11 protein-coding genes are annotated in these 12570 nt (G+C 52.4%); 8 read left to right on the forward strand and 3 right to left on the reverse strand.

What is annotated here, in order from left to right:
• The first annotated feature begins 42 nt into the window (after positions 1–42).
• From clpX to ACLHV8_RS25155, 6 genes are all read left to right on the forward strand, one after another.
• Positions 43–1317: an ATP-dependent protease ATP-binding subunit ClpX gene (clpX, locus tag ACLHV8_RS25130; RefSeq protein ID WP_028017641.1), complete on the forward strand. Its 1275-nt coding sequence runs from the start codon at positions 43–45 to the stop codon at positions 1315–1317.
• 183 nt (positions 1318–1500) lie between these two features.
• On the forward strand, positions 1501–3855 hold the full coding sequence (gene lon, locus ACLHV8_RS25135) for an endopeptidase La (protein ID WP_049007494.1): 2355 nt from the start codon (positions 1501–1503) through the stop codon (positions 3853–3855).
• Positions 3856–4065: 210 nt separating this feature from the next.
• A complete protein-coding gene (gene hupB / locus ACLHV8_RS25140; protein WP_002444653.1) occupies positions 4066–4338 on the forward strand; it encodes a nucleoid-associated protein HU-beta in 273 nt (90 codons plus the stop codon).
• A 212-nt stretch (positions 4339–4550) separates the two neighbouring features.
• Positions 4551–6422 (forward strand): peptidylprolyl isomerase, encoded by a 1872-nt coding sequence (gene ppiD, locus ACLHV8_RS25145; RefSeq protein WP_049007493.1) that lies wholly within the window; start codon positions 4551–4553, stop codon positions 6420–6422.
• 148 nt (positions 6423–6570) lie between these two features.
• A complete protein-coding gene (locus tag ACLHV8_RS25150) occupies positions 6571–6939 on the forward strand; it encodes a helix-hairpin-helix domain-containing protein (protein ID WP_028017638.1) in 369 nt (122 codons plus the stop codon).
• A 99-nt stretch (positions 6940–7038) separates the two neighbouring features.
• Complete coding sequence (locus ACLHV8_RS25155) at positions 7039–7437, forward strand: YbgC/FadM family acyl-CoA thioesterase (RefSeq protein ID WP_028017637.1); 399 nt, start codon at positions 7039–7041, stop codon at positions 7435–7437.
• Positions 7438–7499: 62 nt separating this feature from the next.
• On the opposite strand, the gene queC is transcribed toward ACLHV8_RS25155, so the two are convergent.
• Together queC and ACLHV8_RS25165 are read right to left on the reverse strand one after the other, a co-directional pair.
• Positions 7500–8195 (reverse strand): 7-cyano-7-deazaguanine synthase QueC, encoded by a 696-nt coding sequence (gene queC, locus ACLHV8_RS25160; RefSeq protein WP_129323825.1) that lies wholly within the window; start codon positions 8193–8195, stop codon positions 7500–7502.
• A gap of 65 nt (positions 8196–8260) precedes the next feature.
• The gene (locus ACLHV8_RS25165; RefSeq protein WP_208594365.1) at positions 8261–9961 is read right to left on the reverse strand and encodes an SgrR family transcriptional regulator; all 1701 of its coding nucleotides are present in this window, start codon (positions 9959–9961) and stop codon (positions 8261–8263) included.
• Between the two features lie 101 nt (positions 9962–10062).
• Here ACLHV8_RS25165 and cof point away from each other — a divergent pair, with 101 nt between their 5' ends.
• Complete coding sequence (gene cof, locus ACLHV8_RS25170) at positions 10063–10881, forward strand: HMP-PP phosphatase (RefSeq protein WP_049007489.1); 819 nt, start codon at positions 10063–10065, stop codon at positions 10879–10881.
• Between the two features lie 40 nt (positions 10882–10921).
• Here the strand turns inward: cof and ACLHV8_RS25175 are convergent, their stop codons facing one another.
• Complete coding sequence (locus ACLHV8_RS25175; RefSeq protein ID WP_049007488.1) at positions 10922–11968, reverse strand: PLP-dependent cysteine synthase family protein; 1047 nt, start codon at positions 11966–11968, stop codon at positions 10922–10924.
• A gap of 115 nt (positions 11969–12083) precedes the next feature.
• Here ACLHV8_RS25175 and ACLHV8_RS25180 point away from each other — a divergent pair, with 115 nt between their 5' ends.
• Complete coding sequence (locus tag ACLHV8_RS25180) at positions 12084–12542, forward strand: Lrp/AsnC family transcriptional regulator (protein WP_015571267.1); 459 nt, start codon at positions 12084–12086, stop codon at positions 12540–12542.
• The last annotated feature ends 28 nt before the right edge of the window (positions 12543–12570 follow it).

Here is a 12570-nt window from a genome sequence, read left to right on the forward strand (position 1 = left end):
CGTCATGTGCGGCACAAAGAACTTAAAAAGAGGTTTGGACTCATGACAGATAAACGCAAAGATGGTTCGGGCAAACTGCTGTACTGCTCTTTTTGCGGCAAAAGCCAGCATGAAGTGCGTAAACTGATTGCCGGGCCGTCCGTGTATATCTGCGACGAATGTGTCGATTTATGTAACGACATCATTCGCGAAGAGATTAAAGAAGTTGCGCCACACCGTGAGCGTAGCGCGCTGCCAACTCCGCATGAAATTCGTCATCACCTTGACGATTATGTCATCGGTCAGGAGCAGGCTAAGAAAGTACTGGCGGTAGCGGTATATAACCACTACAAACGTCTGCGTAACGGTGATACCAGCAATGGCGTAGAACTGGGTAAAAGTAACATTTTGCTGATCGGCCCAACCGGTTCCGGTAAAACGTTGCTGGCTGAAACTCTGGCGCGTCTGCTGGATGTTCCGTTCACCATGGCGGATGCCACCACTCTGACCGAAGCGGGTTATGTGGGTGAAGATGTAGAAAACATCATCCAGAAACTGCTGCAGAAGTGCGATTACGACGTACAGAAAGCCCAGCGCGGGATTGTTTACATCGATGAGATCGACAAGATTTCTCGTAAATCCGACAACCCGTCGATCACCCGTGATGTGTCGGGTGAAGGCGTACAGCAGGCACTGCTGAAGCTGATCGAAGGGACTGTTGCCGCTGTTCCGCCACAGGGAGGTCGTAAACATCCGCAGCAGGAGTTCCTGCAGGTTGATACCTCCAAGATCCTGTTCATCTGTGGTGGTGCGTTTGCGGGTCTGGATAAAGTTATCTCCCACCGTGTTGAAACCGGCTCCGGCATTGGTTTTGGCGCGACGGTGAAATCGACGTCAGAAAAACCGAACGAAGGCGAACTGCTATCTCAGGTTGAACCAGAAGATCTGATCAAATTCGGTCTGATTCCTGAATTCATTGGTCGTCTGCCGGTTGTGGCCACGCTGAATGAGCTGAGTGAAGAGGCGCTGATCCAGATCCTGAAAGAGCCGAAAAATGCGCTGACTAAACAGTATCAGGCGCTTTTCAATCTGGAAGGTGTTGATCTGGAGTTCCGTGACGAAGCGCTGGATGCGATTGCTAAAAAAGCGATGATTCGTAAAACCGGTGCGCGTGGTCTGCGTTCTATCGTAGAAGCGGCGCTGCTGGATACCATGTACGATCTGCCATCGATGGAAGATGTCGAAAAAGTGGTTATCGACGAGTCCGTCATTAGCGGTCAAACCAAACCGTTACTGATTTACGGCAAACCGGAAGCGCAGCAGGCGTCTGGCGAATAATTCACCAAAACATACAAGCAGTTAATCAAAAAGGGGGGATTTTATCTCCCCTTTACTTTTTCCGTAATCATGGCGTTGAATGTGTGGGAAACATCCCCATATACTGGATACATGTTAATGGTTGTGTGAAGTACTGTTACATGACCAGCTTACCTGGCGGACACTAAACTAAGAGAGAGCTCTATGAATCCTGAGCGTTCTGAACGCATTGAAATCCCCGTATTGCCGTTGCGCGATGTGGTGGTTTATCCGCACATGGTCATACCCTTATTTGTAGGGCGGGAAAAATCTATCCGTTGCCTCGAATCCGCCATGGATCATGATAAAAAAATCATGCTGGTGGCGCAGAAGGAAGCATCAACGGATGAGCCGGGTGTAAACGATCTTTTCACCGTCGGGACCGTGGCCTCTATTTTGCAGATGCTGAAGCTGCCTGACGGCACCGTCAAGGTGCTGGTTGAAGGCCTGCAGCGTGCGCGTATTACCACTCTGTCTGACAATGGCGAACATTTCTCTGCGAAGGCAGAGTACCTTGATTCGCCTCAGCTTGATGAACGCGAGCAGGAAGTGCTTGTACGCACCGCGATCAGCCAGTTTGAAGGCTATATCAAGCTGAACAAGAAAATCCCACCAGAAGTGCTGACGTCGCTGAACAGCATCGACGATCCTGCCCGTCTGGCGGACACCATCGCTGCACATATGCCGCTGAAGCTGGCTGACAAACAGTCCGTGCTGGAAATGTCCGACGTTAACGAGCGTCTGGAATATCTGATGGCGATGATGGAGTCTGAAATCGATCTGCTGCAGGTTGAGAAGCGTATTCGCAACCGCGTGAAAAAGCAGATGGAGAAATCTCAGCGTGAGTACTATCTGAATGAGCAAATGAAAGCTATTCAGAAAGAGCTGGGCGAGATGGACGATGCGCCGGACGAAAACGAAGCGTTGAAGCGCAAGATCGACGCGGCGAAGATGCCAAAAGAGGCAAAAGAGAAAGCGGAAGCGGAACTGCAGAAGCTGAAAATGATGTCTCCAATGTCGGCTGAAGCGACAGTTGTACGCGGCTACATTGAGTGGATGGTGCAGGTTCCGTGGAACGCCCGCAGCAAGGTCAAAAAAGACCTGCGTCAGGCCCAGGAAATCCTCGATACCGACCACTACGGCCTGGAACGCGTGAAAGACCGTATTCTTGAGTACCTCGCGGTACAAAGCCGTGTAAACAAAATCAAAGGCCCAATTTTGTGCCTGGTAGGACCTCCTGGTGTGGGTAAAACCTCTCTGGGTCAGTCCATCGCCAAGGCGACCGGGCGTAAGTACATCCGTATGGCGCTGGGTGGTGTACGCGATGAAGCGGAAATCCGCGGTCACCGTCGTACCTACATCGGTTCTATGCCGGGTAAACTGATCCAGAAAATGGCGAAAGTGGGCGTTAAAAACCCGCTGTTCCTGCTCGATGAGATCGACAAAATGTCATCGGACATGCGTGGCGATCCTGCGTCTGCGCTGCTGGAAGTGCTTGATCCAGAACAGAACGTGGCGTTTAGCGATCATTACCTGGAAGTGGACTACGACCTGAGCGATGTGATGTTCGTGGCGACCTCCAACTCCATGAACATTCCGGCCCCGCTGCTGGATCGTATGGAAGTGATCCGTCTCTCCGGCTATACCGAAGATGAGAAGCTGAACATCGCTAAGCAGCACCTGCTGCCGAAACAGATTGAGCGTAACGCGCTGAAAGCCAACGAGCTGACCGTAGAGGACAGCGCGATTATTGGCATCATCCGCTACTACACCCGTGAAGCGGGCGTGCGTAGCCTTGAGCGTGAAATCTCTAAACTGTGCCGTAAAGCGGTGAAACAGCTGCTGCTGGATAAGAGCCTGAAACACATTGTGATTAACGGCGACAATCTGCATGCCTATCTCGGCGTTCAGCGTTTTGACTATGGTCGCGCGGACAACGAAAACCGCGTGGGTCAGGTGACGGGTCTGGCATGGACGGAAGTGGGTGGCGATCTGCTGACCATCGAAACCGCCTGTGTACCGGGTAAAGGTAAGCTGACCTACACCGGCTCTCTGGGTGAAGTGATGCAGGAATCCATTCAGGCTGCATTGACCGTGGTACGTGCGCGCGCGGAAAAACTGGGTATCAACCCGGATTTCTACGAAAAACGCGACATCCACGTGCACGTTCCTGAAGGCGCGACGCCGAAAGATGGCCCAAGCGCGGGTATTGCCATGTGTACCGCTCTGGTTTCCTGCCTGACGGGGAACCCGGTGCGTGCCGATGTGGCGATGACGGGGGAAATAACCCTGCGTGGACAGGTACTGCCAATCGGTGGATTAAAAGAAAAACTGCTGGCTGCACATCGTGGTGGGATCAAAACGGTATTGATTCCTTACGAGAATAAACGCGATCTGGAAGAGATTCCGGACAACGTAATTGCCGATCTGCAGATCCATCCGGTTAAACGCATTGAGGAAGTTCTTAGTCTCGCACTGCAGAATGAACCCTCCGGAATGCAGGTTGTAACCGCAAAATAGTGACCTCGCGCAAAGAGCGTCAATAAAAACAAGGCTGGTAAGTCATTTCGCACTTGCCAGCCTTTTTTTGTATAGCTAATTTAGATTGCTGATTAGGTCAGCCATCAACAACGGGTGTTGTAAGGTCATGGCAGGCCTGATATAACTGCTGCGCGGTCGCGTTGTGAAGGATTCAGGCGCGATATAAATTATAAAGAGAGGAAGAGAACAGTGAATAAATCTCAACTGATTGACAAAATTGCTGCTGGTGCTGATATTTCTAAGGCTGCAGCTGGACGTGCGTTAGATGCATTAATTGCTTCTGTTACTGAATCTCTGCAGGCTGGGGACGACGTTGCACTGGTAGGCTTCGGTACTTTTGCTGTTAAAGAGCGTGCTGCCCGTACTGGCCGCAACCCTCAGACCGGTAAAGAGATCACCATTGCTGCTGCTAAAGTGCCGGGTTTCCGTGCAGGTAAAGCGCTGAAAGACGCAGTAAACTGATTGCTTTCCCGATTCAGGGAAGCTGAATAGTACAAGGGCGCATCATTTGATGTGCCTTTTTTGTTTGTCCAGACCTGATTTGTGCGAGTTTATGCGAGTTGTGGGCTGACAATCGCCCCGTTTTCTTGTCACAATACGCCTTCACGCGCGACGGGCAGGATTTTCCGTCAGCGTCAGGTAACCAGTCACCTACAGCGGAGTGTTGTTACACCATGATGGACAGCTTACGCACGGCTGCTAACAGTCTCGTGCTCAAGATTATTTTCGGTATCATTATCGTGTCGTTCATATTGACCGGCGTGAGCAGTTACCTTATTGGCGGTGGCGCAAACTATGCCGCAAAAGTGAATGGCCAGGAAATCAGCCGTGGTCAGTTCGAGAATGCTTTTGCCGGTGAACGTAACCGTATGCAGCAACAGCTGGGCGACCAATTCTCTGAACTGGCGGCGAACGAAGGGTATATGAAGACCCTGCGCCAACAGACACTGAACCGTCTTATCGACGAAGCGCTGCTGGATCAGTATGCAAAAAAACTGGGTTTGGGCATCAGTGATGAGCAGGTGAAAAAAGCCATCTTCTCTACACAAGCCTTCCAGTCTAACGGCAAATTCGACAACGCACGTTACAACAGCATCGTCAACCAGATGGGGATGACGGCCGATCAGTACGCTCAGGCGCTGCGTAACCAGCTAACCACCCAGCAGCTCATCAATGCCGTCGTGGGTACCGATTTCATGCTCAAAGGTGAAACGGATGAACTGGCAGCATTAGTGTCGCAGCAGCGCGTTGTACGTGAAGCGACCATTGATGTGAATGCCCTGGCCGCGAAACAGCAGGTGAGCGACGCTGACGTTAATGCCTGGTACGAGCAGAATAAGAATTCCTTTATTTCTCCGGAGCAGTTCCGTGTGAGCTACATCAAGCTGGATGCTGCAGCGTTGCAGGAAACTGCGTCAGATGCGGAAATCCAGTCTTATTACGATCAGCATCAGGATCAGTTCACTCAGCCGCAGCGTAACCGCTACAGCGTGATCCAGACTAAAACGGAAGCAGATGCTAAGGCGGTTCTGGACGAACTGAGCAAAGGTGCTGATTTCGCCACCGTCGCGAAAGCGAAATCCACCGATATTATCTCCGCGAAAAACGGCGGTGATATGGGCTGGCTGGAAGATGCAACGACCCCTGATGAGTTGAAAAATGCCGGTCTGAAAGACAAAGGCCAGCTCTCTGGCGTAATCAAGTCTTCCGTTGGTTTCCTGGTCGCGCGTCTGGACGATATTATCCCTGCGAAAACCAAACCACTGACTGAGGTTCGCGATGATATCGCGGCGAAAGTGAAGCAAGAGAAAGCGCTGGATGCCTACTACGCGCTGCAGCAGAAAGTGAGCGATGCCGCCAGCAACGACAACGAGTCTCTGGCTGGTGCAGAGCAGGCGGCTGGTGTGAAAGCGGTTGAGACGGGCTGGTTTGGACGTGACAACCTGCCGGAAGAGCTGAACTTCAAACCGGTTTCTGATGCCATCTTCAACGGTGGTCTGGTGGGCGAGAATGGCACCCCTGGCAGTAACTCTGACATCATTACCGTTGACGGCGATCGTGCATTCGTTCTGCGTGTCAGCGAGCACAAACCAGAAGCGATTAAACCGTTGACGGAAGTGAAGGATCAGATTGTCGCCCAGGTTAAGCACAACAAAGCGGAACAGCAGGCGAAACTGGATGCTGAGAAGATTCTGGTTGATCTGAAAGCAGGCAAACAGGACGCGCTGAAAGCCGCTGGCCTGAGCTTCGGTGAGGCGAAAACGTTGAGCCGTACCGGTCAGGATCCAATCAGCCAGGCTGCGTTTGGTCTCTCCCTGCCAGCAAAAGACAAACCGAGCTTCGGTACCACAACGGATATGCAGGGCAATGTGGTTCTGCTGGCGCTGGATGAAGTGAAAGCCGGCACGATGCCAGAAGCGCAGAAGAAAGCGATGGTTCAGGGGATTACTCAGAACAACGCCCAGATTGCTTTCGAGGCGATGATGAGCAACCTGCGTAAAGAAGCCAAGATTAAGCTGGGCGATGTGATGACTCAGCAGCAATAATTACGTAACTGCTCGCAGATTTTCGTAACGCTCTGCAAAAACTAAAGGCCGCTTTCGCGGCCTTTTCCATTTCTGTTATCTGTCGTTTGTGCCTGTTTTCCGGGGCGGCTATCGTGGTGTGGCTGTCAACAAACAAGGAGATAACAGCATGAAATGTGGAATCAAAGTACTGCTCATTACACTGGCTATTGCCACCACCGGGATGAGCGCTGGCGCGCTGGCTGCAAAAGCACAGGTCGTACAAAGTCAGGCAGAGACACCAGCACAAACGAATGCTCCCGCCAAAACAACAGGGAGTAACAAAGCGGCTGACAATGATGGCTCGCGAGTCAGCATCAATTCAGCATCAGCAGAGGATATCGCTCGCGTGATGAATGGGGTAGGGCTGAAAAAGGCGCAGGCCATTGTCAGCTACCGCGAAGAGTATGGCCCCTTTAAAACGGTCGACGACCTGAAGCAGGTCCCGGGGATGGGTAGCTCACTGGTTGAGCGCAATCTCTCACACCTGACGTTGTAAATAAGCAATTTCTTGCACTGCTGCAAAAATTTGCCAGGATAATGAGGTCATACCAGTTGTGACCTCTAATCCTATAACAACACTAAAGGCTATTGCGCTATGCAGACAAAAATCAAAGTTCGCGGTTTCCATCTTGATGTATACCAGCATGTCAATAACGCCCGCTATCTTGAGTTTCTTGAGGAGGCTCGCTGGGACGGTCTGGAAAACAGCGAAAGTTTTCAATGGCTGACTGCGCATAACATCGCGTTCGTGGTCGTCAATATTAATATTAACTACCGCCGTCCTGCCGTACTGGGGGATGTGCTGACTGTCACCAGCCAGGTACAGCAGCTAAATGGGAAGAGTGGCGTGTTAAGTCAGGTAGTGACGCTGGATCCCGAAGGACAGGTGGTGGCTGATGCTCTCATTACCTTTGTCTGTATTGATCTTAAAACCCAGAAAGCGCTGCCGCTGGAAGGAGAGTTGCGTGAAAAGCTGGAGCAGATGATCGTGTAGGGTTTTTTTCCAGTTCACCTGTGCTGTCGACGCTCATTCGTCGACAGCACGGTGAAGTAACTCTATTTCAGTCCGGTTTTTTTCTGCATCGCGGCCATTACGCCGGCCTTATCGGCCAGGTAGTGATTAAGCCCGTTAGCGCGCAGGTTGCAGGCAGCGCACTGACCGCAACCATCGCCTTTGATACCGTTATAGCAGGTGAGGGTTTCACTGCGAACCAGGTCCAGTTTGCCCCAGTAGTCCGCCAGTGCCCAGGTCTCTGCTTTATTCAGCCACATCAGTGGTGTTTCAAAGCGCGTCTCTTTCGCCATCCCAAGATTGACCGCGTGGTTTAGTGCCTTCACGAACTCGTCACGGCAGTCCGGGTAGCCAGAGAAGTCGGTCTCACATACGCCGGTGATCACCGCTTCGGCTTGCACCTGGTAAGCATAAATCGCCGTCAGGGTCAGAAAAAGAATATTACGGCCAGGAACAAAGGTATTTGGGATACCGCTGGCGTCAGGTACATAGTCAGGTACAGGAATACTGTCGCGTGTGAGGCTACTGACGGCGAGTTCATTTAACAGCGTAACGTCCAGCACCTTGTGCGCGCGTGCGCCCAGTTTCAGAGCCAGTTCACGCGCAACGTCGATTTCAGCGCGATGGCGTTGACCGTAATCGAAAGTGACACAGTGAACTTCATCATACTGATGAAGGGCCTGAACCAGGCAGGTAGTAGAATCTTGTCCTCCGCTGAACACGACGACGGCACGTTTCATAAATCATCTCGATAGTTACGATAAAACGTTATGTTACCGCCTGACCACGACGGCGACCAGCTTCTTCACGATTTGGGGGCGGGCAGCCAGGCTTCGGTAAAATCAAACCAGCCGCGAGTGTTGAGCCGAATACCGTTGACCCCTGGCGGGGCGCTGATCTGGTATTGATAGTTGAACAGTGGCGTTAGTACAGCTTTTTCCATGAGCTGTGAGAAAATGGCTTTGAGCCCGGCATGTCTGGCCTGTTCGTCGGTCTGGGTCTGTACGGCGTCCAGAGTGGCCTGCAGATGGGCAAATTGCGGCGCGTTCAGCAGGTGTGCCCATAAGACGTCACAGCGCAGCCATTGTTCAAGCGTATATTCCGGCGCTTCGCCAATCAGTCTGTCCCCCATCATGATGTCAGCATCAGCAAGATTTTGGCATCCGTCCCAGGTTTTCGCATCGTAAAAGATGACCGTAAGCTCACAGCCCTGTTGCGCAAGATACAGTTTTAGTTGGCTTGCCATCGTATGTAACTCGACGGGCAAATGGTAAGCCAGTATTAATTTTTCCGGCAGAGGTACATTCGTTAATTCAGGCCACTTTGGGATCGTCCAGCCGGGGAGTAACTCCTCTGTCGGGGTAATCAACCCTTCATCCAGTGGAAGCGTATGCAGAAGCGTTGAGAGATGGATGATATTGATGAGCCGCCGAGCCTGCATTTCACTCAGGCGCGGGCTTTGCTTCAGGGTGAGATAACAAAAACCCAGACTGGTGCTGTTAGTGACCAGACGCAGGCGCTCCAGTTCATCCGGCTCGCCAATGGCGATCTGCACCGGATGGCGACAGCTGGTACCTAACCCATAGTCAAACAGCGACGGTGTTATCCAGTATTCGATAGCTTTAAGCAATGGATGGCTGAGATGGTACTGTTCGTGGCTTTCAAGGCGCACCAGGTCGGGGTCGTACACGCTGAGTCTGAAGGGGCCGCTACCCGTCATCGGCTGGTCGGGATGCGCAAGCCGGCTACAGTAGGTTGTCAACCGGTGCGCCAGCCAGAAGTCCGGTTGATGCAGGATAAAGGTCAGGCACTGGGGATGGGTGACTTCAATATGTAAGACGCTCTGGAACAACTTACGCAAGGAAGGCAGGGCAAGCAGTGCCATCAGGCTTTGTTGAAGCTGCATGGTTTCGACCTTATCACCGTTATGCCAGTGTAGCGTTGAGCGAATATAAAAATGCCAGCGCAAACCGTCCTCTGACACTTCCCAGTGATGGGCAAGATCGCCAGCTGGTTCACTGCTGTTGCCGTGAAAGCGTGTTAACCCGGAAAAAACCTGTCCTGCCAGGTGCTGTTCTGCCCGGCCGGGTAAAAAACCCGGATGAAGGGGATCCAGTGAGCGGTAATAGGGAATGCGCAGCGTCGGCGTATCGTTTTGCCACTGTCCGCCTAAGAACGGATGCAGCAATGAACGTAACTCTTGTGGCGCAAGCTGGGCCAGCTCAAGCGCATTGTGCTGCTGTCCATGCTTCAGAGCCTCTTCCATCATCGCATTGCGCAGTGACTCCGGGGTGACATGGAACGTCAGTTCACCGCGCTTTCCGCGACCAGACTGCGCACGCCAGGTAAGCCATCCCGCGTCATGAGCCTGACGCAGCAGCGTTCGAACATGTCTTTCACTACAGAAACAGCGGGTGGCCAGTTCGCTGATGGTGACGTGTTGTGTCGCGCCAGCGGAAGGCTGCCACAAACGGTGATACTGGTTGAGTCGGTTGAGCTGGCGCATGAGAAACCCGGAACAATATTTGTCATCTATTCACTATTACTTCCGTATATCTCACGTAATACTGAAGCACAAGTTAACCGCATCACACTTCAGGGGTAATCATGGCTCGGCTCGCTGCATTTGATATGGACGGTACGCTGTTAATGCCGGATCACCGTTTAGGGGAGAAAACCCTGAATACGCTGAAGCGTCTGCACGAGTGTGATGTCACTCTGACGTTTGCCACCGGTCGCCATGTGCTGGAGATGCGCCATTTACTGGGGGCGTTTTCCCTGGACGCTTTTCTGATCACGGGCAACGGGACGCGCATTCATTCCGTGGAAGGGGACGTTCTGCACCGTCAGGATCTTAACCCGGAAGTGGCGGATATCGTGCTACACAGTACCTGGGATACGCAGGCCAGCCTCCATGTTTTTAACGATAACGGCTGGTTTACCGGGCGTGAAATACCGGAGCTGTTGCATGCGCATGTCTACAGCGGTTTTAAATATCAGCTTATCGATCTGCGTCGGATCCCTGCCCATGCGGTGACCAAAATCTGTTTTTGTGGCGATCATGACGATCTCTGTCGCTTGCGCATTCAGTTAAATGAGTCTCTGGGAGACAAGGCGCACCTGACCTTCTCGGCGGTGGATTGCCTGGAAGTGCTCCCCGTTGGCTGTAACAAAGGTTCTGCCCTGGCGGTACTGAGTGACCACCTGGGCTTCACACTGCAGGATTGTATGGCGTTTGGCGATGCCATGAATGACCGCGAGATGCTGGGCAGCGTAGGTCGCGGTTTGATAATGGGGAATGCGATGCCGCAGCTAATTGCAGAACTTCCTCATCTGCCTGTTATCGGGCATTGCGGTAACGAAGCGGTGTCCCATTTTTTGACGCATTGGCTGGACAACAACAACCTCCCATATTCCCCCGAATAGTGAGACCCTTCCAGCAAGCCAGACTTCGGTCTGGCTTTTTTTATTTCACCAGCTGTGCAATTTGCGCTTTCCAGGGCTCAATATCGCCGATATTTGCCTGCACCCATTGCGCATTGTAATAGGTCTCAAGGTAGCGCTCGCCGCTGTCGCAGAGCAGGGTGACGATGGATCCTGTTCGACCCTCTTCACGCATGCGTACCGCTAGCTGCAGGGCTCCCCACATATTGGTCCCGGTAGAAGCGCCGACTTTGCGGCCAAGCTGGGTCTCCAGCCAGTGCGCGGTGGCGACACTTGCGGCATCCGGCACGCGCAACATCTCATCCACCACATCCGGGATGAACGACGGTTCCACGCGTGGGCGGCCAATCCCTTCAATTTTACTGCCCACCGGGCTGCGCAGGCCGATATCGCGGTTCTGCCAGTAGTCGAGGAACACGGAGTTTTGCGGATCAACCACCATTAGTTGGGTGTCGTAGCCCTGGCAGCGGATATAACGCCCGATGGTGGCGGAGGTGCCGCCCGTCCCGGCGCTCATCACAATGTATGAGGGAACGGGATGCGGCTCGTGGGACATCTGACGGAAAATACTGTCGGCGATATTGTTATTACCGCGCCAGTCGGTGGCTCGTTCCGCAAAGGTGAACTGATCCATGTAGTGGCCGTTCAGCTCGCGTGCCAGCATTTCAGATGCCGCGTAGATTTCACAGGCGCTTTCCACAAAGTGGCATCGTCCGCCGTAGAATTCGATCTGTTCAATTTTACGTTTCGCCGTGCAGGAAGGCATCACGGCGATGAAGGGTAAACCCAGCAGGCGGGCAAAATAGGCTTCAGACACCGCCGTTGAACCGGATGAGGATTCAATGATGGTGGTACCTTCTTTAATCCAGCCGTTACATAAACCGTATAAAAACAGTGAACGCGCCAGGCGATGCTTCAGGCTACCGGTAGGATGGGTGCTTTCATCTTTCAGATAGAGCTGAATACCGTCAAATCCCGGCAGGGAAAGTCGAATCAGGTGCGTATCCGCCGAGCGCTGATAGTCGGCATTGATTTCGCTGATGGCATGTTTAACCCAGGAGCTATTCATCGTAGTTATCCGTTTGTCATTTTGTGCCCAGCATAGCGAAAAGCACAGAAAAAATTGTTGCTATCTGGCCTTTAAAATAGAATGAAGGGAGAAAAATTTTCTCTGTGAGGTGGGTATGCTAGATAAAATTGACCGCAAGCTTCTTTCACTGCTGCAAAGTGACTGTACCCTCTCTTTGCAGGCGCTGGCAGATGCCGTTAATCTGACCACCACACCGTGCTGGAAGCGCCTCAAGAAGCTTGAAGATGACGGCATTCTTCTGGGACGCGTCGCGTTATTAGATCCCGAAAAACTGGGGCTTGGGTTAACGGCATTTGTGCTGATTAAAACCCAGCATCACAGCAGCGAGTGGTATTGCCGTTTTGTCACTCAGGTTTCTGACATGCCTGAGGTGCTCGGTTTCTGGCGTATGGCCGGAGAGTACGATTACCTGATGCGCGTTCAGGTAGCTGACATGAAGCGCTATGACGATTTTTACAAACGACTGGTGAACAGCGTGCCGGGCTTGTCGGACGTCACCTCGAGCTTCGCCATGGAACAGATTAAATACACCACAGCACTACCTATTGAATAACTTCGTAAAATACCTTCAGGAACAAACC

This window comes from Enterobacter sp. CPE_E863 (assembly GCF_046521465.1).
In the GTDB taxonomy this organism is placed as follows: domain Bacteria; phylum Pseudomonadota; class Gammaproteobacteria; order Enterobacterales; family Enterobacteriaceae; genus Enterobacter; species Enterobacter adelaidei.